The sequence below is a fragment of the Rhizobium sp. CC-YZS058 genome, assembly GCF_034720595.1.
Taxonomy (GTDB): domain Bacteria; phylum Pseudomonadota; class Alphaproteobacteria; order Rhizobiales; family Rhizobiaceae; genus Ferranicluibacter.
This window is the reverse complement of the sequence record NZ_JAYESJ010000001.1, coordinates 2,338,969-2,362,665: the sequence shown is the minus strand read 5'-3', so window position 1 is coordinate 2,362,665 and position 23,697 is coordinate 2,338,969. Positions and strand designations below refer to the sequence as shown.

General features: G+C 64.1%; 24 protein-coding genes, 1 pseudogene and 1 other annotated feature. Of the genes and pseudogenes, 7 read left to right on the top strand and 18 right to left on the bottom strand.

Annotation, left to right across the window (positions count from 1 at the left end; genetic code table 11):
* Window positions 1–12: 12 nt before the first annotated feature.
* The 3 genes from U8330_RS11370 to U8330_RS11360 all read left to right on the top strand — a co-directional run bounded on the left by U8330_RS11370 (window position 13) and on the right by U8330_RS11360 (window position 4,075).
* Window positions 13–2,199 (top strand): RNA degradosome polyphosphate kinase, encoded by a 2,187-nt coding sequence (locus tag U8330_RS11370; RefSeq protein WP_323105387.1) that lies wholly within the window; start codon window positions 13–15, stop codon window positions 2,197–2,199.
* Between the two features lie 12 nt (window positions 2,200–2,211).
* Entirely contained in the window at window positions 2,212–3,732 is a 1,521-nt protein-coding gene (ppx, locus tag U8330_RS11365) for an exopolyphosphatase (RefSeq protein WP_323105386.1), read from the top strand.
* 136 nt (window positions 3,733–3,868) lie between these two features.
* Window positions 3,869–4,075, top strand: coding sequence for a hypothetical protein (locus U8330_RS11360; RefSeq protein ID WP_323105385.1), 207 nt, complete (start codon window positions 3,869–3,871; stop codon window positions 4,073–4,075).
* Between the two features lie 242 nt (window positions 4,076–4,317).
* Here the strand turns inward: U8330_RS11360 and U8330_RS11355 are convergent, their stop codons facing one another.
* From U8330_RS11355 to U8330_RS11345, 3 genes are all read right to left on the bottom strand, one after another.
* On the bottom strand, window positions 4,318–5,673 hold the full coding sequence (locus U8330_RS11355; protein WP_323105384.1) for an esterase-like activity of phytase family protein: 1,356 nt from the start codon (window positions 5,671–5,673) through the stop codon (window positions 4,318–4,320).
* A 449-nt stretch (window positions 5,674–6,122) separates the two neighbouring features.
* Window positions 6,123–7,313, bottom strand: coding sequence for a ribonuclease D (gene rnd / locus U8330_RS11350; RefSeq protein ID WP_323107262.1), 1,191 nt, complete (start codon window positions 7,311–7,313; stop codon window positions 6,123–6,125).
* Window positions 7,314–7,432: 119 nt separating this feature from the next.
* Window positions 7,433–8,839: a multicopper oxidase family protein gene (locus U8330_RS11345; protein WP_323105383.1), complete on the bottom strand. Its 1,407-nt coding sequence runs from the start codon at window positions 8,837–8,839 to the stop codon at window positions 7,433–7,435.
* 195 nt (window positions 8,840–9,034) lie between these two features.
* On the opposite strand from U8330_RS11345, the gene aspS reads away from it, so the two are divergent.
* The gene (gene aspS, locus U8330_RS11340; RefSeq protein WP_323105382.1) at window positions 9,035–10,825 is read left to right on the top strand and encodes an aspartate--tRNA ligase; all 1,791 of its coding nucleotides are present in this window, start codon (window positions 9,035–9,037) and stop codon (window positions 10,823–10,825) included.
* Between the two features lie 129 nt (window positions 10,826–10,954).
* On the opposite strand, the gene U8330_RS11335 is transcribed toward aspS, so the two are convergent.
* The 4 genes from U8330_RS11335 to U8330_RS11320 all read right to left on the bottom strand — a co-directional run bounded on the left by U8330_RS11335 (window position 10,955) and on the right by U8330_RS11320 (window position 13,196).
* Entirely contained in the window at window positions 10,955–11,917 is a 963-nt protein-coding gene (locus U8330_RS11335) for an endonuclease/exonuclease/phosphatase family protein (RefSeq protein ID WP_323105381.1), read from the bottom strand.
* Between the two features lie 294 nt (window positions 11,918–12,211).
* Window positions 12,212–12,592 (bottom strand): DUF6481 family protein, encoded by a 381-nt coding sequence (locus tag U8330_RS11330; protein WP_323105380.1) that lies wholly within the window; start codon window positions 12,590–12,592, stop codon window positions 12,212–12,214.
* A gap of 33 nt (window positions 12,593–12,625) precedes the next feature.
* Complete coding sequence (locus U8330_RS11325) at window positions 12,626–12,850, bottom strand: hypothetical protein (protein WP_323105379.1); 225 nt, start codon at window positions 12,848–12,850, stop codon at window positions 12,626–12,628.
* A gap of 136 nt (window positions 12,851–12,986) precedes the next feature.
* Window positions 12,987–13,196 carry a cold-shock protein gene (locus U8330_RS11320; RefSeq protein WP_323105378.1) on the bottom strand — a complete coding sequence of 70 codons (210 nt, stop codon included), beginning with the start codon at window positions 13,194–13,196 and terminating at the stop codon, window positions 12,987–12,989.
* A 331-nt stretch (window positions 13,197–13,527) separates the two neighbouring features.
* Window positions 13,528–13,585, top strand: a sequence feature (sul1 is cis-regulatory element that is thought to sense ions involved in sulfur or methionine metabolism; They are found in Alphaproteobacteria).
* A 72-nt stretch (window positions 13,586–13,657) separates the two neighbouring features.
* On the opposite strand from U8330_RS11320, the gene U8330_RS11315 reads away from it, so the two are divergent.
* Window positions 13,658–15,136, top strand: a complete 1,479-nt coding sequence (locus U8330_RS11315) for a SulP family inorganic anion transporter (RefSeq protein ID WP_323105377.1) — start codon at window positions 13,658–13,660, stop codon at window positions 15,134–15,136.
* Window positions 15,137–15,196: 60 nt separating this feature from the next.
* Here the strand turns inward: U8330_RS11315 and U8330_RS11310 are convergent, their stop codons facing one another.
* Entirely contained in the window at window positions 15,197–16,411 is a 1,215-nt protein-coding gene (locus U8330_RS11310; RefSeq protein WP_323105376.1) for a hypothetical protein, read from the bottom strand.
* 191 nt (window positions 16,412–16,602) lie between these two features.
* On the opposite strand from U8330_RS11310, the gene parC reads away from it, so the two are divergent.
* Window positions 16,603–18,858, top strand: coding sequence for a DNA topoisomerase IV subunit A (gene parC, locus U8330_RS11305; RefSeq protein WP_323105375.1), 2,256 nt, complete (start codon window positions 16,603–16,605; stop codon window positions 18,856–18,858).
* On the opposite strand, the gene U8330_RS11300 is transcribed toward parC, so the two are convergent.
* From U8330_RS11300 to U8330_RS11265, 8 genes are all read right to left on the bottom strand, one after another.
* Entirely contained in the window at window positions 18,848–19,240 is a 393-nt protein-coding gene (locus U8330_RS11300) for a type II toxin-antitoxin system death-on-curing family toxin (RefSeq protein ID WP_323105374.1), read from the bottom strand. The genes parC and U8330_RS11300 overlap by 11 nt on opposite strands.
* Window positions 19,237–19,458 (bottom strand): AbrB/MazE/SpoVT family DNA-binding domain-containing protein, encoded by a 222-nt coding sequence (locus U8330_RS11295; RefSeq protein ID WP_323105373.1) that lies wholly within the window; start codon window positions 19,456–19,458, stop codon window positions 19,237–19,239. Before U8330_RS11295 ends, U8330_RS11300 begins: the two co-directional genes overlap by 4 nt.
* A gap of 120 nt (window positions 19,459–19,578) precedes the next feature.
* Window positions 19,579–20,340, bottom strand: coding sequence for an arginyltransferase (locus tag U8330_RS11290; protein WP_323105372.1), 762 nt, complete (start codon window positions 20,338–20,340; stop codon window positions 19,579–19,581).
* 140 nt (window positions 20,341–20,480) lie between these two features.
* On the bottom strand, window positions 20,481–20,945 hold the full coding sequence (locus U8330_RS11285) for an RDD family protein (protein ID WP_323105371.1): 465 nt from the start codon (window positions 20,943–20,945) through the stop codon (window positions 20,481–20,483).
* A 69-nt stretch (window positions 20,946–21,014) separates the two neighbouring features.
* A complete protein-coding gene (locus tag U8330_RS11280; protein ID WP_323105370.1) occupies window positions 21,015–21,278 on the bottom strand; it encodes a type II toxin-antitoxin system VapC family toxin in 264 nt (87 codons plus the stop codon).
* A gap of 9 nt (window positions 21,279–21,287) precedes the next feature.
* Complete coding sequence (locus U8330_RS11275) at window positions 21,288–21,404, bottom strand: type II toxin-antitoxin system VapC family toxin (RefSeq protein WP_323105369.1); 117 nt, start codon at window positions 21,402–21,404, stop codon at window positions 21,288–21,290.
* 3 nt (window positions 21,405–21,407) lie between these two features.
* Window positions 21,408–21,695, bottom strand: a complete 288-nt coding sequence (locus U8330_RS11270) for a type II toxin-antitoxin system VapB family antitoxin (RefSeq protein WP_323105368.1) — start codon at window positions 21,693–21,695, stop codon at window positions 21,408–21,410.
* A gap of 52 nt (window positions 21,696–21,747) precedes the next feature.
* On the bottom strand, window positions 21,748–21,855 hold the full coding sequence (locus tag U8330_RS11265; RefSeq protein ID WP_323107261.1) for a hypothetical protein: 108 nt from the start codon (window positions 21,853–21,855) through the stop codon (window positions 21,748–21,750).
* Between the two features lie 154 nt (window positions 21,856–22,009).
* On the opposite strand from U8330_RS11265, the gene U8330_RS11260 reads away from it, so the two are divergent.
* Entirely contained in the window at window positions 22,010–23,029 is a 1,020-nt protein-coding gene (locus U8330_RS11260; protein ID WP_323105367.1) for a calcium-binding protein, read from the top strand.
* A 110-nt stretch (window positions 23,030–23,139) separates the two neighbouring features.
* Here the strand turns inward: U8330_RS11260 and U8330_RS11255 are convergent.
* Window positions 23,140–23,274: pseudogene (locus tag U8330_RS11255) on the bottom strand (porphobilinogen synthase); the annotation flags it as partial.
* Between the two features lie 96 nt (window positions 23,275–23,370).
* Complete coding sequence (locus tag U8330_RS11250; RefSeq protein ID WP_323105366.1) at window positions 23,371–23,646, bottom strand: hypothetical protein; 276 nt, start codon at window positions 23,644–23,646, stop codon at window positions 23,371–23,373.
* Between the last annotated feature and the right edge of the window lie 51 nt (window positions 23,647–23,697).

Sequence of the window (23,697 nt, the reverse complement as noted above, 5' to 3'; positions counted from 1 at the left end):
AGGGATCGGGACATGGATACGGCCGCATCGGGGGCGACGCAGATCAATCCGGTGGAGAAGGAGGTCGACCTCCTCGACAGTCCCGAACGCTTCATCAACCGCGAATTTTCCTGGCTGCAGTTCAACAGGCGGGTGCTGGAAGAGACCTTGAACACCGCCCATCCGCTTCTGGAGCGGCTGCGCTTCCTGTCGATCTCGGCCGCCAACCTCGATGAGTTCTTCATGGTGCGCGTCGCCGGCCTGGAAGGGCAGGTGCGCCAGAGCGTGGCGGTGCGCAGCCCGGACGGCAAGACCGCCGCCGAGCAGCTGGAAGACATCCTGAAGGAAATCAACACGCTGCAGATGGAGCAGCAGGCCTCGCTTGCCGTGCTCCAGCAATATCTGGCCAAGGAGGATATCCTCATCGTCCGGCCGGTTTCGCTCTCGGCCGACGACCGCGTCTGGCTGGAGAAGGAATTCGACCAGTCGATGTTCCCGGTGCTTACTCCCCTGTCGATCGACCCGGCGCACCCGTTCCCCTTCATCCCCAATCTCGGCTTCACCATGGGGCTGCAGCTCGTCAGCCGTTCGGGCCGCGAGCCGATGACGGCGCTGCTGCGCCTGCCGGTCGCGCTCGACCGGTTCATCCGTCTGCCCGATGCGCGCCAGACCATCCGCTACATCACGCTCGAAGATGCAGTGAGCCTGTTCATCGACCGGTTGTTCCCGGGCTATGATGTGGCCGGAGCCGGCACCTTCCGCATCATCCGCGACAGCGATATCGAGGTGGAGGAAGAGGCCGAGGATCTGGTGCGCTTCTTCGAAACGGCGCTGAAGCGGCGCCGGCGCGGCTCGGTCATCCGCATCGAGATCGATTCGGACATGCCGCTGGAGCTGCGCCGCTTCGTCATTTCCGAACTCGGCGTGCCGGACAACCGCGTTGCCGTGCTCCCGGGCCTGCTGGCGCTGAACACCCTTTCCGAAATCGCCAAGGCGCCGCGCGAGGACCTGCGCTATCTGCCCTACAATGCCCGTTTCCCCGAGCGGGTGCGCGAGCATCTCGGCGATTGCTTCGCGGCGATCCGCGAAAAGGACATGGTGGTCCACCACCCCTATGAAAGCTTCGACGTGGTGGTGCAGTTCCTGCATCAGGCCGCGCGCGACCCGGATGTGCTGGCGATCAAGCAGACGCTCTACCGCACCTCCAACGACAGCCCGATCGTGCGCGCGCTGATCGATGCTGCGGAAGCCGGCAAGTCGGTGACGGCGCTGGTCGAGCTCAAGGCACGGTTCGACGAAGAGGCCAATATCCGCTGGGCGCGGGATCTGGAGCGGGCGGGCGTGCAGGTGGTCTTCGGCTTCATCGAGCTCAAGACCCATGCCAAGATGTCGATGGTGGTGCGGCGCGAGGACCGCAAGCTGCGAACCTACTGCCATCTCGGCACCGGCAACTACCATCCTGTCACCGCCAAGATCTATACCGACCTGTCCTTCTTCACCTGCGATCCGGTGATCGGGCACGATATGGCGAATATCTTCAACTTCATCACCGGCTATGGCGAGCCGGAGGCGAACATGCATATCGCCGTTTCGCCCAACACGCTCCGCCCGCGCATTCTCCAACATATCAACGAGGAGATCGCCCATGCCCAGGCCGGGCGTCCCGCCTCGATCTGGATGAAGATGAACTCGCTGGTCGACCCGGAGATCATCGATGCGCTCTACCGCGCCAGCCGGGCCGGCGTCGAGGTCGAGCTGGTGGTGCGCGGCATCTGCTGCCTGCGGCCGCAGGTGCGCGGTCTGTCCGAGAACATCCGCGTCAAGTCGATCGTCGGCCGCTTCCTCGAACACAGCCGCATCTTCTGCTTCGGCAATGGCCACGGGCTTCCCTCCGAGCATGCGCTTGTGTATATCGGCTCCGCGGATATGATGCCGCGCAACCTGGACCGGCGCGTGGAGACACTCGTGCCTCTGACGAACCGGACCGTGCATGAACAGGTTCTCTCGCAGATCATGCTGGCCAATCTCATCGACAACCAGCAGAGCTATGAAATTCTCGAGGACGGCACCTCGCGGCGCATGACGGTCGCGAAAGACAGCGAGCCGTTCAACGCCCAGCTTTATTTCATGACCAATCCCAGCCTTTCGGGCCGGGGCGAAGCTCTGAAATCCAGCGCGCCGAGGGTCATTGCCGGATGGGACAGAGACCGCAGGAAGTAAAACTGGACCCGCATGACTGAATCTGAAGCCCAGGGGCGTCTGCCTGGCATCGCCCCGGTCTCCGTCGTCGATATCGGCTCGAACTCCATTCGTCTCGTGATCTATGAAGGGCTGAACCGCTCGCCGGCGGTGCTTTTCAACGAAAAGGTCATGTGCGGCCTCGGCAAGGGGATCGATGCCACCGGCCGCATGGACGAGGACAGCGTCGAGCGGGCGCTCAAGGCCCTGCACCGCTTCAAGGCGCTGGCCGCCCAGGCCCGCGCGCCGGACGGCTTCGTGCTGGCCACGGCGGCCGCGCGCGATGCGTCGAACGGGCCGGACTTCATCCGCCGGGCCGAACTCATTCTCGGGCGAAAGATCCGCGTGCTCTCGGGCGAGGAAGAGGCCTATTTCTCCGCGCTCGGCATCGTCAGCGGCTATCATTCGCCGGATGGCGTCGTTGGCGATCTCGGTGGAGGCTCGCTGGAACTCGTCGACGTCGAGGGCCGGCGTATCGGCCACGGCATCACCCTGCCGCTCGGCGGCATCCGCTTGTCCGAACATGCGGCAGGTTCGCTGCCCAAGGCGCGCGCCTATGCGCGCAAGCTGTTGCGCGGCGCCGAGGTTCTGCAGCGCGGCGCCGGCAAGACCTTCTACGCCGTCGGCGGCACCTGGCGCTCGATCGCCAAGCTGCATATGGAACTCACCAACTATCCGCTGCACATGATGCAGGGCTACGAGATCCCGTTCGAGGAGGCGCTCGCCTTCATGGACGAGGTGATCGCGCCGAAGGATCCGAAGGCCCCGGCCTTTGCCGCCATCTCCAAGAGCCGCCGCAACCTCATCCCCTATGGCGCCATCGCGCTGCAGGAGGCGATCGCCATGATGAAGCCGTCGCGCGTCTCGTTCTCGGCGCTCGGCGTGCGCGAGGGCTATCTCTATTCGCTGCTGTCGGAAACCGACCGCAGCCGCGATCCGCTCGTCACCGCGGCCGGCGAACTCGCCGTTCTGCGCGCCCGCTCGCCCGAACATGCGCGCGAGCTCGCCGAATGGACGGGGCGGGCCATGCCCTTCTTCGATGTCGTGGAAACGGAGGAGGAGAGCCGCTATCGCCAGGCCGCCTGCCTGCTGGCCGATATCTCCTGGCGGGCGCATCCCGATTATCGCGGGCTGCAGGCGCTCAATATCATCGCCCATTCGAGCTTTTCCGGCATCACCCATGCTGGCCGCGCCTATATCGCGCTCGCCAATTATTACCGGCATGACGGCCTGAACGACACTGGCGCCACCGGCCCGCTCGCCACCATCATCCCGCCGCTGATGCAGGAGCGGGCGCGCTTGCTGGGCGCCCTGCTGCGCGTGCTCTACCTGTTTTCGGCCTCCATGCCGGGCGTGGTGCGGGGCCTGTCGCTGCAGCGCTCCAACCAGCCGGTTCTCGACCTCGAACTCGTCGTGCCGCCCGCCTTCAGCGAGTTCGCCGGCGAGCGGCTCGACGGCCGCCTCCAGCAGCTCTCCCGCCTCACCGGCAAAAAGATCGCCTTCCGCTTCCAGTAGGTGGGGCTGCCATGCCGGCTTCGACCATGCCCGACCGCACGATCGGGCATTTCGTCGCACGGCCTTGCACCGCCCATTGTCGCTGATAGATTAGCAGGTGCGAATTCTATCATGGTGCCTCACATGGGAGAGTGGCATGATTACCAAGCTCGTCAACATTTTGCGTCCGGTCTGCGTCGCCGCAACCATCGCACTCACCGTGCTGCTGATCCTCTGCGTCTGGGGGTGGGAGCTGATGGAATGGGACACCTTCTGGCGGTTGTTCTACAGCTACCTCGTGCTGATGCTCGCCTCCACCGTGATCTGCTACATCGACAACCCCAAGCGCATCACCGGCCGCTGAGCCACGCACCACTCTGGCTGAACGGATCGACGCTCCGAAAGACGGGACGCGTCTCCTGACGACCGCGTGGACTGTCCCCGCGAGACCGAACCAAAGCGGGCGGGGCTCCCATCGTCATGCTCCGGCCCGTCCCGACGATCCGCCGCCTCCTCCCGCCCGACCTCACCTCTGCCGCTCCTACGGCAGATCCTCGGGACGAGCCCGAGGAGGACGGCCGCGCAGGCCGGGGTCTTTTGCGGCTGCTACTCGGCCTTCAGGAAGTCGGCGACGTCGACTAGGACGAATTCGGTGTCGTCGGCTTTGGACAGAGCGCGGCCGGCAGAGAAGGGGAGGTTGTTGTCGTTGCCGACGACGATATGGGTCGCATCGACGCGGTCGACATTCTCGATGGTGACGAAGGGCATGGTGTAGGTGCCGTTCGTGGTTCCCTGGCGTGCCTCGCCGTTGGGGTCGGCGATTGCCATCAGGTCGATGAAGCCGATCTTGCGCACCGCCTTGCCCACGCGTTCCTCACCCATCTCGATCTTGTAGATGCGCTTGAGCTTGGCGGGGGTCGCGAAGCAGTCGGCCGTCGGGGCCTTGGGGTCCGGGCAGGCCTTGTCGCTGCTGCCGGCGCCGTTGTCGCGCTCGATCACCAGGGCGGTCTTGTCGTCGAGCATGTTGAAGTCGCCGATCGCCTCGCCGCCCTCGGCGAGCGGGTAGAGCCAGCTGCGGCCGGTCCAGGCCTTGGTGGCAACGTCGAGTTCGAGAATGCGAAGCGCCGGGCGGCCGTCCGCCTGCTCGACCGTCTCGCTGTCGGTCCAGATCGGCCCTTCGAGCAGGCCGTAGAGCTTGGACCCATCCGGAGAAAGGGCAAGCCCCTCATAGCCGCCGGAGCGCTTCAGGTTGAAGCTCGGCACGGGCTTGGAGGGGTCGGCCTGCAGGGTCAGCGTCGCATTGTCGGGCGAGGCGACCGGCTTGCCGTCGAGCAGGGTGGGAATGACATCGGTCAGGACGCCTGCGCGGCTGAACTTCAGGATGAAGGGGCCGAACTCCTCGCCGACCCAGAAACCGTCGGCCACCGGCTGGATCGATTCGACGTCGAAATCCGCTCCGGTGAGGTAGCGCGTCGCGGCACCTTCCATCGCGATCGGGAAGGGCGCCTTCCTGTCGGGATCGGTCAGGAACACGGTTTCGATGCGGTTGACCGTGCCAGTCGCCCAATCGAGCCGGAGATGGTGGAGCATCAGCATCGCGTCGGTCGAATTGAGCTTCGAGCCGAAACCATTGTCGGAGAGAGTCCAGGCCGTGCCGTCGGCTTGGGTGCGGATGCCGGAGAAGCCCTGCATCGGCTGACCGTCGAAGGGCAGCGACAGACCCGTTGACCGCTTGCCGTCCTTGCCCGGCACCGAGCCGAGCGCTTCGGCCCGCAGGCGATCGGCCGTCGTGAACTTGCCGGAGGTCTTCAGATAGGCCGGAGCATCCTCCGGCGCCTTCAGAAAGGTCGCGGCCGGCAGGATAGCCTGGGCGGAGAGCGTCGCGGGAAAAACCGTCTCCTCGGCATGGGCGGCGGAGGAGAGAAGCGCCAGCAGGGCAGCGGCAAAGAGAGAGCGTGTCATCGGGGGTCCTCGATCAGGTTTCGATGCCCGAGCGAATAGGCCGCCGAGATGATGCCGCCACGACGATTTGGCGACAGATCGGTGACAGGATGCGGGCTCGCCATGCGCCCGAGCGTGCCCCCGCCCGCCCGAAAGTTCCCCTCTGCCTGCCGGCATCTCCCCCACAAGGGGGAGTGGGGGTGGGGCGGGTGTGGTGCCACGATCGGGAGGGCGAGAGCCGTGCCTTGGTGGAGGTAGCTGTCATCCCCGAAAGCGCCCGAGGGGCAGACGCTCACCCCACGGTCTCTCCCCCCTTGTGGGGGAGATGGGCGGCAGCCCAGAGGGGGTCTTCGGGCGCCGCGCGGGCGGTCCCCCGATGCCTTGGTCTAAGCCGAGCGCAAGTCCCCCTCTGCCTGCCGGCATCTCCCCCACAAGTGGGGAGAGGGGGTGGGGCGGGTGTGCTGCGCGTATCAGGCGGCGGTGATGGTGGGTTCGGCCGGGGAGGGCGATGGGGGGGTGAGGTCGACGGCTTCGACCTTGCGGTCGACGAAGCGCAGGGCCACATCGCCGCGAATCAGGCGCAGGGCGGTTTCGCCGAACAGCTCGCGCCGCCAGCCATGCATGGCATCGACATTGGCCTTTTCGCCTTCGGCGGCGATGCGCTCCAGATCCTCGCCATTGGCGATGATCTTGGCGGCGACGCCCTGTTTCTCGGCGATCAGCTTCAGGAGAACCTTGAGCAGCTCCATGGCAGCCCCCGCGCCTTCCGGGGCCTGGGGCGCGCGCGGGATCTTCGGCATCTCGGCCTTGGGCAGGGCCAGCGCCTCGTTTACCGCGGCCATCACGGCGGCGCCGGCGGAGGAGCGCTCCCAGCCCTTCGGGATCGTGCGCAGGCGCGAGAGCGCTTCCGCATCCTTCGGCTGCTGCTGGGCGATCTCATAGAGAGCATCATCCTTGAGGATGCGGCCGCGCGGCACGTTGCGAGACCGGGCCTCGCGTTCGCGCCAGGCGGCGAGCCTTTGCAGGACAGCCAGTTCCACCGGCTTCTTCACGCGCATCTTCAGCCGCTGCCAGGCGTCGTCCGGATGCATGTCATAGGTTTCGCGCGCCTCGAGCACCGCCATTTCCTCGCTCAGCCAGCCGGACCGGCCTTCGCGCTCGAGCTCGGCGGAGAGATGCTGGTAGACGTCGCGCAGGTGGGTCACGTCGGCCAGCGCATAATCGAGCTGCTTCTCGGAAAGCGGCCGGCGGCTCCAGTCGGTGAAGCGCGAGGACTTGTCGATATGCTCGCCCTTGATGCGGCTGACAAGCTGGTCATAGGAGACGCTGTCGCCGAAGCCGCAGACCATGGCGGCGACCTGGGTGTCGAAGATCGGATGCGGAATGAGCCCGCCGAGATGGAAGATGATCTCGATATCCTGCCGTGCGGCGTGGAAGACCTTGACGACGCTGGCATCGGCCATCAGCGCGAAGAAGGGCGCGAGATCGATGCCCTTGGCCAGCGGATCGATGATCACCGCGCTTTCGGGGCCTGCCATCTGAATCAGGCAGAGCTCCGGCCAAAAGGTCGTCTCACGCAGGAACTCGGTGTCGATGGTGAGATAGGGACCCTTGGCAAGCGTGGTGCAGGCGGCCTGAAGCGCCTCTGTCGTATCGATAATCTCCATCGGATCCCTGCTGTCTGCCGGTTCTCGTTCTCTCTTTCCCTTTGTTGGTGCGATGTCAACCTTTGACACGAAATTGCCACGATCGGTCGGCGCCGCAAACGGATGCTCAACCCTCAGCTTACGCGGAGGTAGGCGGACATGCCGCTCTTCTGATGCTCGATGATATGGCAGTGGAACATCCAGTCGCCGAGGCTGTCGGCAACGAAGGCGAGTTCGGCCTGCTCGTCCGGCTGAAGCAGGATCGTATCGGTGGGCGGCGGCAGGGTGGCGTGCTTGCTGGCCGAAAGAACCTCGAAGGTCAGCCCGTGCAGATGCATGGGGTGGGCATGCGGCGTGCGGTTGGTGAGCTGCAGCACGTAGCTGCGGCCGAACTTGAGATCGGCGAGCGGCGCGACCGGGTCCGAGACGTCGCCCGGCCAGGCGACCTTGTTGATGGCCCAGAACGTATAGCCGAGCGAGCCGCAGATCGATTCCCGCGCGCCATGTTCGGCCGTGGCCGAGACATCGAGCGGGATGCGTTCGGCCGAGGAGAGGTCCGCTTTGGCGATCGGATTGGGTGCGAGCGCCGGCACGTCGCGCAGGTCCCGCTTCAAGGAGGAGCCTTCGGCGATGAAGCCGGCAACCGTAAAGGGCGCGGAGCCGCGGACATTGTCGAGCGTCACGCGCGCGCCCTCGGTTTGCGGCATGCGCAGCACCAGTTCCACGCGCTGGCCGGGGCCGAGATCCAGCCGGTCGAGCGGCACGGGCGCGGGCAGGGGGTTGCCGTCGAGCGCGAGGATGAGCGCCGGGGCGCCGTTAAGCGTCAGCGTGTAGATGCGCGTCACATCGGTGGCGGCGATGCGCAGGCGAAGGAGGCCGCCGGAGGGCGCGCGGTGATCCGGCGCGGTCTGCCAGTTCGTCGTCCGCACCGTGCCGTAGGTGCCGCCGCGGGCGGCATCGCGCGGCTTGAAGGCCGGCAGAAAGCCGCCATCCGCCCCAATGCGGAAATCGCGCAGGTTCATGACGATCTCGGCATCGAAGACGGGATCGGCGGGGTCTTCGACGACGATCACCCCGGTCAGACCGTGCCCCATCTGCGTCAGCGTGTTGCAATGGGGATGATACCAGAAGGTGCCGGCATCGGGCGGGGTGAAGGCATAGTCGAAACTGTCGCCCGGATAGACATAAGGCTGGGTCATCTCCGGCACGCCGTCCATCGCATTCGGCACGCGCAGGCCGTGCCAGTGCACGGTGGTCGGCTCGTCCAGTTGGTTGAGGAGGCGGGCGGCGAAGGGCTCGCCCTTGCGCAGGCGCAGCACAGGCGGCGGCGCGCCGGGCGCAACCGGCGCATCGCCGAGGCCGTAGGTCATCAGTTTGCGGGTGAGCGCGCCCGGCTGCAGGTTGCCCTCGGTGAACTGCGGCTGCAGCGTGACCGGTGCGGCCTCTCCCGTCCGCGCGGCAATGCCCGCGCCGAGCGCGAAAGCAGCGCCTGCGGCGGCAGAGCCCTTCAACAGGGAACGGCGGGAAAGAAACGGTGTCATCGATGGGTTCCGGCGCAAGATCACCATCTTCTAAACTTGAGCGGCGCATTCATCAATAGTGCCGCGAGCCCTGCGGCTCCGTGGCGCAGCCTTGACAAAATCGCCCTGCCATGCGCTTGTCCGCCCGATTTCGCCGCGGCCCTGCCACGGCGCCAGCCCGCGCGGCTTTTTGACAGACAGTTCCAGGATCGACCGATGCACCTTTACCGCAGCCACACTTGCGCCGCTCTCCGCAAATCCGACGTCGGATCCGATGTCCGCCTGTCCGGCTGGGTGCATCGCGTGCGCGACCATGGCGGCGTGCTGTTCATCGACCTGCGCGACCATTACGGCATGACCCAGGTGGTGGCCGACCCCGACAGCCCGGCTTTCAAGATCGCCGAAACCGTGCGCGGCGAATGGGTGATCCGCATCGACGGCACGGTGAAGGCGCGCACAGACGAAACGGTCAACAAGACCATGCCGACCGGCGAGATCGAGCTTTACGCCCGCGAGATCGAGGTGCTTTCCGCCGCCAAGGAACTGCCGCTGCCGGTGTTCGGCGAGCCCGACTATCCGGAAGATGTGCGCCTGCGCTACCGATTCCTGGATCTGCGCCGCGAGACGCTGCACCGCAACATCGTCAAGCGCACGCAGATCATCTCCGACATGCGCACCCGCATGAATGCCGCCGGCTTTGCCGAATACACGACGCCGATCCTGACGGCATCCTCGCCCGAAGGCGCGCGCGACTTTCTGGTGCCGAGCCGCATCCACCCCGGCACCTTCTTTGCGCTGCCGCAGGCGCCGCAGCAGTACAAGCAGCTGTTGATGGTGGCGGGCTTCGACCGCTATTTCCAGATTGCGCCCTGCTTCCGCGACGAAGACCCGCGCGCCGACCGCCTGCCGGGCGAGTTCTACCAACTCGACGTCGAGATGAGCTTCGTCACCCAGGAAGACATCTGGAACACGATGACGCCGGTCATCACCGAGGTCTTCGAAAAATTCGCCGAGGGCAAGCCGGTCACCAAGGACTGGCCGAAGATCCCCTATGATGTCGCACTGCGCAAATATGGCTCCGACAAGCCGGACCTGCGCAACCCGATCGTGATGGAATCGGTCACCGAGCATTTCGCCGGCTCCGGCTTCAAGGTCTTCGCGAACATGATCGCATCGAACCCGAAGGTGGAAGTCTGGGCGATCCCCGCCAAGACCGGCGGCTCCCGCGCCTTCTGCGACCGGATGAATGCCTGGGCGCAGTCGACAGGCCAGCCGGGCCTCGGCTATATCTTCTGGCGCGCCGAAGGCGAGACGATCGAGGGCTCGGGCCCGCTCGCCAAGAACATCGGCCCGGAACGCACCGAGGCGATCCGCACCCAGCTTGGACTGGACGTCGGCGATGCGTGCTTCTTCGTCGCCGGCGACCCGGCGAAGTTCTACAAGTTCGCCGGCGAGGCGCGCACGCGGGCCGGCGAAGAGCTGAACCTCGTCGACCGTGACCGCTTCGAGCTCTGCTGGATCGTCGACTTCCCCTTCTACGAATGGAGCGAGGAAGAGAAGAAGCTCGATTTCGCCCACAATCCCTTCTCCATGCCGCAGGGCGGGCTGGAGGCCCTGGAAAGCCAGGATCCGCTGACCATCAAGGCCTATCAGTACGACGCTGTCTGCAACGGTTTCGAGATCGCGTCCGGCTCGATCCGAAACCAGTCGCCGGAGCTGATGGTCAAGGCGTTCGAGCTGGTTGGCCTGTCCAAGCAGGATGTCGAAGAGCGCTTCGGCGGCATGTATCGCGCCTTCCAGTACGGCGCGCCTCCGCATGGCGGCTGTGCCTTCGGCATCGACCGGGTGATCATGCTGCTCGTCGGCGCCAAGAACCTGCGCGAAATCTCGCTCTTCCCGATGAACCAGCAGGCCCAGGACCTGCTGATGAACGCCCCCAGCGAAGCAACCCCGACCCAGCTGCGCGAACTCTCGCTCCGCGTCGTGCCGCAGCCGAAGAAGGACTAGCCCCAGCGCTTCGCCACGCTGCTGAGCCTAGCTAAAGAAGGCGAAAGCGCCTGCTCCAGCGCTCTCCCCCCTTGTGGGGGAGATGCCGGCAGGCAGAGGGGGACTTTCTGGCGGTGGTGGAGATGACGTCTAGAAGCTCACCGTCGCCATCGTTGCCCGGTGGTCCGATGGCCAGGGGGTGATGGCGATGTCGGCGGCGGGTTTTGCTTCGCCGACGATGCCGGCCTCGATGACGCGTAGGCTCTTGCCGCGCCCATAGGTGAAATCGATCCGGTCGTGATGGTCCTGCGGGTCGGTGGCCTCGCTGACCGGCGTCCAGGTCAGGCCGGGCTTTGCCACCGGATCGGGAAAGGCGGCCCGAAACAGATCCGTGAAGCCGAGCGCGACCAGCCGCTCGGAGCTCGGCCAGGCGACGGCGAGCGGCTGACGACCGGCGGCGACGGCTGCCGGTGTCCAGTCGAGATGCGAGGGTTCGTTGAAATCGCCGACGACGAAGGTGGCCGCCGCGTCCTTGGCCTCGGAGAGATCTTTCTCGAGCAGGTCCAGCGCCGGGCCGCGCGCGGCGCGCGCTGCGGCAATCGCCTCATCCGCCGTTTTCAAAAACGGCGCATCGCCATAGGAAATGTCGAGCAGTTGATAGGGCTGGTAGGGAAAGTCCGTCAGATGCAGCGAGAAGGCATAGACCTTCCGCCCTGCCACGTCGATCTCGACGCCGAGATCGTTGGCGGTCGCCTTGCGGATCGGATAGCGGCTGAGAATGGCATTGGCCCAGAGGGCGGCATTGGTCTTCGTCTGGTCGTAACAATGGTATCCGAGTTCCTTCGCCAGGGCGGCGGCCACGCTCTTGCCGGCCGGCGGGCAGGCATTCGCATCGCAATCCTCCGCCTCCGGCCGTGTCTCTTGGATGCCAATGATATCGGGATCCACCTTGCGGATGACGTCCGCCGTCTGGCTGAGCGGCGTATCGTCATTCTGTCCGCCGCCATAGATGTTGAAGCTCATCACCGTCAGCATCGTCGTCTGCCCGGCCGCCAGGCAGGGTGCGGCGAGCAGGAAGGAGAGGGGAAGAAGGGCAAGCATCACCAGGCGCATCGTCTTGTCTCCTAACGGGTTTGCTCCACGATAGAGTATCAGACAAGGGCGATGAAGAGACGATGACGGTCACGCGCGAGGCGTTCGAACAGCGGCCTGAGCGCGGACCTGCGCCAAGGCTGGCGCGGATGCTTGTGATCTTGGCCGAAAGTCTGGGTATGCAGAGCTTAGGCATGCCCGATCGGCCTCGATGAGGCGGGGCAGCGGGCGGTTTGGGCAGCATGGGGCGACGCAGGTTTGCGTCGCGGGGGCTGGCTTCGGTGGTTTCGAGCAGTGCGGGGCCGCTGTCGCTGCTTAGGCCTGGCGCGCCTTGCGGGCGGCGTAGCGGCGGTCGCGTTCGGCCTTGCGGGCGGCTTCGTCTTCGACGACGCGGGCGACACGGTTCCGGTCGGCGGCTTCGCGGGCTTCGATCTCGGCCCTGGCCGCTTCGGCAATGGCGGTCTCGCGTTCGGCTTTCTCGGCGGCGATCGCTTCGGCTTCTGCGCGCTTGGCCTGTTCGCGTTCCGCCTTGCGGGCTTCGCGAGCTTCGGCGATGGCGGCACGCTCGGCCTGTTTTGCTTCGCGCGTGGGCTCGGCTGCGGCCTTCGCGGCCTTGTAGGCTTCTAGAAGGGCGGCCTTGGCGCCCATGGCGGCGCTGCGACGATCGGCGAGTTCATTGTTTTTCGACTGTTTCAAATCGGCTCTCTCTGTTGGGGGTGGTGGAAGAGATCACGGCTTCCGGGTCCGTCTGGCGGGCGGCTTGGCCTGTGGCGTGGCGGCATCCCGCACTTCCTTGGCGAGCCGCGCTTCACGCAGCCGCACGGTCTTTTCATCGCGCGCGAGCGCAATCGAGTCCAGCTCCTCGAACGCCCGCTCACGAGCTGTGGACGGCGGAGCCGGTTTGGTGAACAGGGCCTCTGCCTGGCGCAGGGACTTGGCTGTGGTGTTTGTCATGGCAATCGCCTTGAACGGGTGCTCGCGGGCGAGCGGAAATGAAAAAGGCCAGGCAATCTGCCTGACCTCGTTTGGTCTCGTGCCTTCAACAGTGCCAGTACATCCGTGGTCAAGGGAAAGCAGGAGTCCGGATCGATCAGGCCGACTGAAGATTGCAGGCCGACATCTTGCCCGACTTGGCGTCGCGCTCGAGGTCATAGCCGATCTTCTGGCCTTCGACGATTTCGCGCATCCCGGCGCGTTCGACGGCGGAGATGTGAACGAAGGCGTCAGCGCCGCCATTGTCCGGCTCGATGAAGCCGAAGCCCTTGGTGGCGTTGAACCATTTAACTGTGCCAGTGGTCATGATGAACCCTTTCATAGCATGAAGAATTGACCGCAGACCGAAGGGTCCGCAGAGGAGGATACGATGCTTTAAAGGGAGGGTCGCTCAAAACGCGGTGCCAATCGCGCGGTAACCAAAGCTCGGCAAGAAAATATCGATAAGCCATATCTAGGCGATCTTGGGTCGGATGTCAAATTTTACTTTCGCTTTGCGCCAACTCCATTTTCGGGTGACGGTCCGGCTTTCGAAAATCGGTCGTAAAACGAGGACTATTGCAAGGACATCTATCGCTCGGTTCGACGAAGGTGCTGGTTGCCAAGGCGGCGTCCGCTCGCTATAGACGCCGCATCACCACGGACCCGGGTGCGATCCCCGGGTGGCTCTTCCGGCCGCCGATCCGCCGGACAACGCAAAGCACCGCCACGCTCGAACGCCTGGGACCTCGTCCCCGCGGTGCATCCCTGTTTGCGAAGCAGTCTCTCATGTTCTCATTGTCTACCTACCGCCAGGAATGGTTCTCCAACCTGCGCGGCGATTGCCTGTCCGGCATCGTCGTGGCGCTGGCGCTCATTCCCGAGGCGATCGGCTTTTCCGTTATCGCCGGTGTCGACCCCAAGGTCGGCCTTTTCGCCTCCTTTGCCATTGCCTGCGTCTCCGCCGTTCTCGGCGGCCGGCCCGGCATGATCTCGGCCGCGACGGCGGCCACCGCCGTCGTCATGGTCAGCCTCGTGCGCGATCACGGGCTACAGTATCTGTTCGCCGCCACCATCCTCATGGGGCTGCTGCAGATTGCGGGCGGCTTCCTGAAGCTCGGCCGGCTGATGCGCTTCGTCTCGCGCTCGGTCATCACCGGCTTCGTCAATGCGCTCGCCATTCTGATCTTCATGGCGCAGCTGCCGGAGCTGATCGGCGTGCCGCCCCTGACCTATCTGATGATCGGTCTCGGCCTGGCGATCATCTATCTCTTCCCGTTCGTCACCAAGGCCATTCCCTCGCCCCTGGTCTCGATCGCGGTGCTGACCCTGATCGCCGTGTTCGGCGGGTTCGATCTGCGCACGGTCGGGGATCTCGGCGAGCTGCCCTCCAGCCTGCCGGTCTTCACCCTGCCGGATGTGCCGCTCACCTTCGAAACGCTGAAGATCATCTTTCCCTATTCGCTGACGCTTGCCGCCGTCGGCCTGCTCGAATCCCTGCTGACGGCGCAGATTGTCGACGACATGACCGAGACCGGCAGCAACAAGAGCCAGGAATGCGTGGGGCAGGGGGCAAGCAACATCGCCTCGGCGCTGATCGGCGGCATGGGCGGCTGCGCCATGATCGGCCAGTCGGTCATCAATGTCTCGTCCGGCGGGCGGGGTCGGCTTTCCACCTTCGTGGCCGGCGCCTTCCTCCTGTTTCTGATCGTCGTGCTCGATGATCTGGTCCGGATCATCCCCATGGCGGCCCTCGTCGCCGTGATGATCATGGTCTCGATCGGCACCTTCTCCTGGCGCTCCATCCTGCAGCTGCGCAGCAACCCCCTGTCGTCCTCCGTGGTCATGCTGGCAACGGTGGTGACCGTCGTCGCGACGCACGATCTTGCCAAGGGCGTCATCGTCGGCGTCCTGCTTTCGGGCGTGTTCTTCGCCGGCAAGGTGGCCCGGCTCTTCCGTGTGACGCCGGTCGATGAGGCCGACCATCGGCTCTACCGGGTCGAGGGGCAGGTGTTCTTCGCCTCCGCCGAAAGCTTCATCGCCGCCTTCGAGACCGCTGACCCCGTCTCCGCCATGACCATCGACGTCACGCAGGCGCATTTCTGGGACATTACCGCCGTCGGCGCGCTCGACAAGGTGGTGCTGCGCTTCCGCCGCCGCGGCATTCCGGTCTCGGTTGTCGGCCTGAATGCCGAGAGCGCCGCCATGCTCGACCGCTTCGCCTTGCACGACAAGCCGGGCGCCGAGGCGCTGCAGCCCGCGCATTAAGACAAGAAAACCCGCCGATGCGAAAGCGACGGCGGGTTTTTCACTGCGACGGTGGGCTGATCAGTCGTTGGCCTTGACCGTGACGCCGAGCACGCTCGGCAGCGTCGCCGGCGCGCCCATGCCGGCGCCGACGATCATCGGCAGCGGCACCGGCTTGGCCGGTTCGGCGCGGATGGTCAGCGCCTTCGGGTCGTCGATGAAGGCGTTGACGGCAGCAGTCACCTGGTTCTGAAGGTCCGGCATGTTCAGCTGCGCCATCATGATCGGCACCAGTCCCTTGATCGACTGACCGAACTGTTCGCCGCTCATGCCCTGCTCGGCGCCGAAATAGGAAAGCAGCCGCTTGGTGATGCTCTTGTCCTCGAAGCGAATTTCCGCGCTGGTGAAATTGAGCTGCTGCATCAGGCCGAGCATGGATAGGCCGAGCGCCTGGTTTGCTTCTTCCTTGTTCGGATTCGCTTCGGCCGCCTTGGCCGCATCCTGCATCTGGCGGACCACCGGCATGGTGTAGCCCGACATGTCGAAGGCGAAGGCCAGCTTGCCGATCTTGTCGAAATCCATCGAGTAGTCGGAAATCGCCATGCGCCCGCTTTCGAGCTCCCAGCTTCCATCGATGGCCACCGTGCCGTTGATGGTCTCAAGGCCGAGCTTCTCGATGGCGTCCTTCGACTTGGCATCCTTGGCGCCGGAGAGATCGGCGGACAGCCCGCTGATCGTGGTGGTGAAATCGAAGCCCTTGTCGCCGTCCTTCCGGCTGAGAGTGGCCTCGGATTTGGCGATCGACATGAAGGGCTTGCCGTCGATGGTGATCGCGATCGGACCGGTACCGGCCGTTTCATAAAGCAGCAGGTCGTCGAGCGTCGTTCCGTTCGGATTGCCGGGGATCTGCAGACCGCCGATTTCCATGCCCTCGACGGTGAAGGCCGTTCCCTTGTCCTTCATGTCGACATCGGGCAGCGACAGGGTCTCGACCCGGTAGCCGCCATCGTCACGCTCCTCAACGCCGGAGAGCGTCACGTCGCCCACATGCAGGCTTTCGGGCTTGCTGCCGGTTGGCGCCTTCAGGGTCACGTCCTTCAGGAGCACCGTGTCACCATCGGTTTCCGCCGCCTGGTAGACGATCTCGCCGCCGGTGGTGTGATAGGCAGCCTTCAGCTTCGTCGCCACATCCTCGCCATCGAGCGCAAAGGCGGGCGAGGCAAGCGCGAGGGCGGCGGCACCGGCCCACAGGCGAAGCGCTGCAGGGCGGCGGTGCAGTCGGCTGAATTCGATCATGAAACATGTCCTCCAAACGGTCGGTGCGCCTGTCTCGGCGGCGATTGCGGCGAATTCATAGTCGCGGGGAAACTGGCACCCCGGCGGCCGGCTTTCAAGAGGAAGTTGTGCGGTGCGCAATCCCGCCAAACGGACCAGGTCCTTCGGCTGAAACGCTTGATGTTCACGGTTTGTTGAGATAGCAGAAAGCCATGGGAAAAAGCCTTACACCGCCTTCCGGCGGCGACGACGACAAGGTCGAGCCGATCGATCTTCGCTCCGCGCTCGAGGAGCGTTACCTCGCCTATGCGCTCTCGACCATCATGCACCGGGCCCTGCCCGATGTGCGCGATGGCCTGAAGCCCGTGCATCGGCGTATCGTCCATGCCATGAGCGAGATGGGCGTCCGGCCGAACACGGCCTTCAAGAAATGCGCCCGCATCGTCGGCGACGTCATCGGTAAGTTCCATCCGCATGGCGACCAGTCGGTCTATGATGCGCTGGTGCGGCTCGCCCAGGACTTCTCGCAACGCTATCCGCTGGTCGACGGGCAGGGCAATTTCGGCAATATCGACGGCGATAACGCCGCCGCCTATCGCTACACCGAAGCGCGCATGACCGAGGTCGCGGCCCTGCTGCTCGAGGGGATCGATCAGGACGCAGTCGATTTCCGCCCGACCTACAACGAGGAAGACGAGGAACCGGTGGTTCTGCCGGGCGCCTTCCCGAACCTGCTTGCCAATGGCGCGGCCGGCATTGCGGTGGGCATGGCGACCTCGATCCCGCCCCACAACGCGCATGAACTCTGCGATGCGGCGCTGCTGTTAATCAAGAAGCCCTCGGCCGAGATCGAGGATCTGGTCGAGCTCATTCCCGGCCCGGACTTCCCAACCGGCGGCATCATCATCGACAGCCGCGAAAGCATGATCGAAGCCTACCGGACCGGGCGCGGCGGGTTTCGCGTGCGGGCAAAGTGGGAGGTCGAGGATCTCGGCCGCGGCCTCTGGCAGATCGTCGTTACCGAAATCCCCTATCAGGTCCAGAAATCCCGGTTGATCGAGAAGATCGCCGAGCTCTTGATCGCCCGCAAGGTGCCGCTTCTGGAAGACGTGCGCGACGAATCGGCGGAGGATGTGCGCGTCGTCCTGGTGCCGAAGAGCCGAACCGTCGATCCGACGATCATGATGGAATCGCTCTTCCGTCTTACCGATCTCGAAAACCGCTTCCCGCTCAACATGAACGTGCTCTCGCTCGGGCGGGTGCCGAAGGTCATGTCGCTGAAGGACGTACTGGTCGAGTGGCTGCAACACCGGCGCGAGGTCCTGCAGCGCCGCTCGCGCTTCCGGCTGGCGGCGATCGACCGGCGCCTGGAGATTCTGGGCGGCTATCTCGTCGCCTATCTCAACATCGACGAGGTGATCCGCATCATCCGCGAGGAGGACGAGCCGAAGCCGGCTCTGATGGCGCGCTTCTCGTTGACCGACCTTCAGGCGGAATCGATCCTCAACATGCGGCTGCGCTCGCTGCGCAAGCTGGAAGAGTTCGAGATCCGCACCGAATTCGACGGGCTGACCAAGGAGAAGAGCGAGATCGAGGCGCTGCTCGCGTCCGACGAGAAGCAATGGAAGATGGTCTCCTGGGAGATCGGCGAGGTGAAGAAGAAGTTCGCCAAGGCGACCGAGCTCGGCCGCCGGCGGACGCAATTCGCCGAAGCGCCGCAGGCCGATGACGACGCCATCCAGCAGGCCATGATCGAGAAGGAGCCGATCACGGTCGTCATCTCGGAAAAGAGCTGGATCCGCGCGCTGAAGGGGCATGTCGCCGATACGTCGAGCCTCGTCTTCAAGGAAGGCGATGCGTTGAAGCTGTCCTTCTTCGCCTCAACCACCGACCGGATCGTCATCGTGACCACTGGAGGCAAGGCTTACACGCTCGGCGGCGACAAGCTGCCCGGCGGGCGCGGCCATGGCGAGCCCTTGCGCATCATGGTCGACATGGAAAACGACCAGGATGTGCTGACCGCCTTCGTGCATGACCCCGCGCGCAAGCTGCTGATGGCCTCCACCGCCGGCAACGGCTTCGTGATCTCCGAAAGCGACATGGTGGCCAATACCCGCAAGGGCAAGCAGATCATGAATGTCGGCATGCCCGACGAGGCGAAGATCGTCACCCCGGTGAAGGGCGACCATGTGGCGATCGTCGGCGAGAACCGGAAGATGCTGGTCTTCCCTCTGTCGCAGCTGCCGGAAATGGGCCGCGGCAAGGGCGTGCGCCTGCAGCGCTACAAGGATGGCGGCGTCGCCGACATCCGCTGCTTCGCCATTGCCGAAGGCCTGACCTGGACCGACACGGCGGGGCGGCTTTTCACCAAGAGCAAGGACGAGCTTCTCGAATGGCTGGGCGACCGCGCCACCGCCGGCCGCACCGTGCCCAAGGGCTTCCCGCGCAGCGGCCGGTTCAGCGGGTGAGGGGAACGGTGACGTCGCGCAGGAAGGCGGCAGCGCCGTCTTCGTCGATTTCGCCTGCTGCAACGCCGAGAACGCATTCGTAAAGGATGGCGTCGGTCGTTTCGATCTGAAGGCCGTTTTCCATGAGAAAGACGGCGCAGGCGACGATCGCGATCCGCTTGTTGCCGTCAACGAAGGCGTGATTGCGTGCAAGCCCGAACAGATAGGCCGCCGCCAAAACGATCACGTCTTCGCAGCCGTAAGCTGACTTGTGGATGGGGCGCGCCAGAGCTGATTCCAGCGCGTTCTCGTCCCGCAGTCCGGAAGCGCCGCCGAACCGCTCGATCTGCATCGCATGCAGCGCCTCGACGATCGGCCGCTCGAGAAAGATCGGCCCGCTCATTCGGCAAGTTTCTTCAACGCGACCTTGTACTTGTCCATGAAGGCGCGTGCATGGTCGAGCTGCCTGGTGAAGGCTTCGTCCGGCACGCTCAGCGCCATGCCGCTGCCTGTTACCGTCATGTCAAGCGTGTCGCCCGCCTTGACGCCCAACTGGTCCAGCACATCCTTGGGAATGATGATCCCTTCGGAATTTCCGATCTTGCGCACCGTAACGTTCATCGCGTGTCTCCTGTTATAACGGGATTATAACAGACATAGCGGCAATGTTCAAGGCTTTGCTGATGGACCGTCGACCGCCGCACTGCAGCCGAACGCGGCGGCTTTGCGCATGTCGGGTGATCAGTTTTCATCCAACGGCACGAACCGTTCCCAACCGCGCGCCATCAGATGTTCCTGGGGCAGGAACTTGGTCTTGTAGTCCATCTTGCGGGACCCCTTGACCCAGTAGCCGAGATAGACATGGGGCAGGCCGCGGTCCTTGGCTTTGCGCAGGTGGTCGAGGATCATGTAGGTGCCGAGCGAACGGTCGGCGAGAGTCGGGTCGAAGAAGGAGTAGACCATGGAGAGGCCGTCGCCCATGCTGTCGGTCAGCGCTGCGGCAATCAAAGGTCCCTTGGCCTGGCGGGCGATGCCATCGCCTTCAGCCCGCAGCCGGTATTCGATGATCTTCGTGTTCACATGGGTATCCTCGACCATCATCGCGTAATCGAGCACCGACATGTCCGACATGCCGCCGCGCTGGTGGCGGTGGTCGAGATAGCGGCGAAACAGCGAGTATTGCTCGCTGGATGGCTCCGCCGGATATTCGGTGGACACGACATCGGCATTGGTCGCCAGGACGCGGCGCATGGAACGCGTGGGAACGAATTCGCCGGCAAGGATGCGCACCGAGATGCAGGCGCGGCACCCCTCGCAGGCCGGGCGATAGGCGATGTTCTGCGAGCGACGGAAGCCGCCCTGGGTCAGGAGATCGTTCAGTTCCGGTGCCCGCTCGCCCACCATATGGGTAAACACCTTCCGCTCCATCTCCTGAGGCAGATAGGGACAGGTCGCCGGTGCCGTGAGGTAGAATTGGGGAGACGGGGCCGTTTGCGTGTTCATCAGTGGTCGGGACTGCTCGTAAGACCGCTTCGATGCGCTAAGCATCGCTCTAATCCGAAAAAGGTCAACCGGCCGCTGAGGGCGGCCGGCGAAAATCCTTCAGGCGCTACCGTGGGAGCGTAAGGACGGGGAGATGGACCTCAATACCGGTCGCGGCGGATGGTCACCGTGCCGATCAGGAAATCGTGCAGCAGGCGGCCGCGGTCCGTGAAAAGGCCGATCAGCAGGATGAACGGCGTCAGGAAGGCATTGGCGATCCAGAAGATCACCAGATGCACGATCGCCGTCAGGAAGTCCATCGGGCGCCCGTCGGTGCGCGCGATCTGCAGCCCCATCATCGCCATGCCCGGAGAGGCCTGCGCCCGCCCGCCGACCGTCCAGCCGAAATAGAGCATGGCCACGATCGCAAACAACGCCGGGTAGAGCATGAAGCCGAGCCCCAGCGTCAAAATGCCGAGGAAGAAGACGACGACGGCTGCCGGGATCCAGAGCAGGGCCACGAACAGATAATCGACGCAAAACGCCAAGGCCCGCCGGCTCAGCACGCCGCGATAGGCGCGCCAATCGGTGCTCGGGATGCGGACATCATCGTTGCGAATGCTCATCGTCGGTCTCCAAAGGGGTTCTCATCGCATATCGGAACGCGCCAAGTCGGATTCAAGCGGTGAGAAAGCCTAAGCCAGATCTGTAAGCGCGAAATCGTCACCCTTGTAGAGAAGGGGAAGTGCGAGGTGACGACAGTCCGCATAGGAAAAACAGTCGCCGGAATTCAGGGCCGCCTTATGCCGCCCTTTCCCATAACGCGCACACGCTCCAATCGCCAGATCGCCGATCTCTCTCGTGGCTGGAGCGACATCGATCGCCAGATCCTCCAGGAAGCGATTGACGATTCGATGCGCGCTCGCAATTTCGATTGAGCCGAGCCGCGCAAGTGCCAAAGCCGCTTCCTAAATCGAAAGCGGTGAAGTCACACGGGTCGGCGCGTTGAAAAGCGCGACGAGAAGGAGCGGCGCCTCTTCCTCGTCTGCAAGCATCGCTGTCAGTGCGGATGCATCGATGAACACCCTTCAATCCTCATACAATTGGTCGATGAGACTCCGATCGAGAGGTTTTCCGTTTGTGCGCCTGATCCGGGATCGCAGTTCTTCCCCGTGTGCCAAGCCCCGTCGAACGAAGTCTGCCTCTTCCTGCGCTATCGACTCCACCGCAGATGTGTCGTCCGAACGCTTTCTCTCCAGCTCGGCGACACTCCGCTCCAGAGCACGGCGAACAGCTTCCTCTTTCGTCACCGACAGCCTCTTGGAAAGTTCATCGGCCAATCGGTCGAGTTCCGCATCGACCAGCAATACGGACACTCAAGCCTCCATCGGTCCATCAGGCGAGACTTTCGACGACTTTGAGCCTATTCTAACGTTCCGCAAGCGCCCGCGCCACATCGAGCGCAAAATAGGTCAAGACCCCGTCGCATCCGGCGCGTTTGAAGGCGAGGAGGGTTTCCAGCATGACGCAATGCACAGAGCTCCATCTTCGCATTCTCAGGTTGTAACGCCTTTTTAATATATGAAATGTCTAATAAAGAAGAGGCAGGTGTGATCCTGCTGCGCGGTTATGAAGACGGCGGAAGTGCCTTCAATGAATGAAGGGGTCACGGCAAAAGGAGCAACAGATCATGGGCGTCATTGCACCGTTGGGCATTTCGTCGGGCCAGGCGGCCCTTTCGCTGCTGAGAAGCACGGCGGCCGGTCCTTCGATGTCCGGCACAGCCGGTCCCGTCTCGCCGGCTTCGTCCTCGGCCGCGCTGACGCTTCTGAAGGCAGCAGCAGCCGCCAACACCGACCCAATGGCGGTGGCCGTCGGCGAGATTACCAGGATCCTGCTGCAGGGCGGCGGCCAGTTGATCGTCGGCGGCGTGGGAAGCGTGGTCAATGGCACCGATGGCGACGACGTGATCTATGCCGGTCCCGGCAGTTCGGTGTCGGGCGGCGCTGGCAATGATCGGATCAGCCTTATCGGGGGGAACTGCGTCGCATCTGGCGGTGCGGGAAACGATATCATCGGAGGCGATAGCTGGAACTATATTTCCGGCGATGAAGGCGATGATATCCTTCGCGGCTATGGTCCCAAGAACACGCTGCTCGGCGGCAGCGGGAACGATGAGCTGTTCGCCCATGGCGACAGGAACACGCTGGACGGCGGCAGCGGCAACGACCGGATCTGGGCCTATAGGGGTGCCCAAGACGTGACCGGTGGCACCGGAGACGACTTTATCAAGATCGGTAATGACTTCGTGGATGGTGCGCAGACTATGGCAACAGGCTACTACTGTTACGATACGAGAACCACCGATATCGACACCGGCAAGGGTTCGGTCTTGCACTATTCGGTGGGCGACGGGCGCGATACGGTGGAGCTCTACAGCGATAGCGATGTAACGCTGGCTTTCGGAGAGGGCATCACGGCCGAGAACACGCATATCGAGGTGCAGGGCGACCGAGTGGTCATCACCTTCGCCGGCCGCGAGAGCGACCGTATCACGGTGAAGGCGGTCAGCGACAGCACGATGACACTGCGCTTTGCAGACGGCACGACGAAGGACCTGCCGACCGCCGGTCCGACCCCCTACAGGCCTCGCCCGGACGATGTCTCCTTACTCGATCATCTGATGAACGCCGCTTATGCGGAGCATTGACCGACAGGCCGAAACCGACGACACCCGCGGATCCGCCATACGGAACTGCGGGTGTCGTAAGCGGACGAAACACGGTGATCATCCTGACGATTTGAGGTGCATGGCTTGATCAAGACCCCATCGCAGCCGGCGCGTTTGCAGGCGAGGAGGGTTTCCAGCATGACGCTGGGTTCGTCGATGAGGCCGCGTTCGCCGGCGGCCTTGATCATCGACTATCCGCTGGGCACCTGATAGGCGAAGACAGGCTGAGAGTTGGCAATCCGGTTTCCCAGACCGCGAGAGGCGAGGTGATGCGTGTCGTTGCCAGCTCCAGCAAGGCGAGCGATCGCGCCGCGTCTGGCTCATCCGCAAGAATGGCGGTCGGCGCGGAAGCATCGGTGAACCTCAGTCTTCGTAAAGCGAGTCGATGAAGGCGCGATCGGCTGCGGTCGGATCGAAATGTGGCGCGATCGCGCGCAGGGCTTGGCATAGGCTCGCGAGCGTTCCACCAGAGTTTCGATGTCGCTGACCAGCGCACGACGAAGAGCAAACCGCAAAGCCTCCTCCGGCGCGCTGCCATGACGGTCCGCGAGCGTCTCTACCATTGCCTCGATGTCACGATCCTCGACAACCACCATGCCGACCTCTCTCGCCGAGAGGATAAACTCCAGCACAGTCCCGGCCAAGCT

What these genes read in the sequence shown, in the direction of transcription:
- U8330_RS11370 (WP_323105387.1), top strand. Translation starts at nt 13, where the DNA reads ATGGATACGGCCGCATCGGGGGCGACGCAGATCAATCCGGTGGAGAAG.
- ppx (WP_323105386.1), top strand. Translation starts at nt 2,212, where the DNA reads ATGACTGAATCTGAAGCCCAGGGGCGTCTGCCTGGCATCGCCCCGGTC.
- U8330_RS11360 (WP_323105385.1), top strand. Translation starts at nt 3,869, where the DNA reads ATGATTACCAAGCTCGTCAACATTTTGCGTCCGGTCTGCGTCGCCGCA.
- U8330_RS11355 (WP_323105384.1), bottom strand. Translation starts at nt 5,673, where the DNA reads ATGACACGCTCTCTCTTTGCCGCTGCCCTGCTGGCGCTTCTCTCCTCC.
- U8330_RS11345 (WP_323105383.1), bottom strand. Translation starts at nt 8,839, where the DNA reads ATGACACCGTTTCTTTCCCGCCGTTCCCTGTTGAAGGGCTCTGCCGCC.
- aspS (WP_323105382.1), top strand. Translation starts at nt 9,035, where the DNA reads ATGCACCTTTACCGCAGCCACACTTGCGCCGCTCTCCGCAAATCCGAC.
- U8330_RS11335 (WP_323105381.1), bottom strand. Translation starts at nt 11,917, where the DNA reads ATGCGCCTGGTGATGCTTGCCCTTCTTCCCCTCTCCTTCCTGCTCGCC.
- U8330_RS11325 (WP_323105379.1), bottom strand. Translation starts at nt 12,850, where the DNA reads ATGACAAACACCACAGCCAAGTCCCTGCGCCAGGCAGAGGCCCTGTTC.
- U8330_RS11320 (WP_323105378.1), bottom strand. Translation starts at nt 13,196, where the DNA reads ATGACCACTGGCACAGTTAAATGGTTCAACGCCACCAAGGGCTTCGGC.
- U8330_RS11315 (WP_323105377.1), top strand. Translation starts at nt 13,658, where the DNA reads ATGTTCTCATTGTCTACCTACCGCCAGGAATGGTTCTCCAACCTGCGC.
- U8330_RS11310 (WP_323105376.1), bottom strand. Translation starts at nt 16,411, where the DNA reads ATGATCGAATTCAGCCGACTGCACCGCCGCCCTGCAGCGCTTCGCCTG.
- parC (WP_323105375.1), top strand. Translation starts at nt 16,603, where the DNA reads ATGGGAAAAAGCCTTACACCGCCTTCCGGCGGCGACGACGACAAGGTC.
- U8330_RS11300 (WP_323105374.1), bottom strand. Translation starts at nt 19,240, where the DNA reads ATGAGCGGGCCGATCTTTCTCGAGCGGCCGATCGTCGAGGCGCTGCAT.
- U8330_RS11295 (WP_323105373.1), bottom strand. Translation starts at nt 19,458, where the DNA reads ATGAACGTTACGGTGCGCAAGATCGGAAATTCCGAAGGGATCATCATT.
- U8330_RS11290 (WP_323105372.1), bottom strand. Translation starts at nt 20,340, where the DNA reads ATGAACACGCAAACGGCCCCGTCTCCCCAATTCTACCTCACGGCACCG.
- U8330_RS11285 (WP_323105371.1), bottom strand. Translation starts at nt 20,945, where the DNA reads ATGAGCATTCGCAACGATGATGTCCGCATCCCGAGCACCGATTGGCGC.
- U8330_RS11260 (WP_323105367.1), top strand. Translation starts at nt 22,010, where the DNA reads ATGGGCGTCATTGCACCGTTGGGCATTTCGTCGGGCCAGGCGGCCCTT.
- U8330_RS11250 (WP_323105366.1), bottom strand. Translation starts at nt 23,646, where the DNA reads ATGGTGGTTGTCGAGGATCGTGACATCGAGGCAATGGTAGAGACGCTC.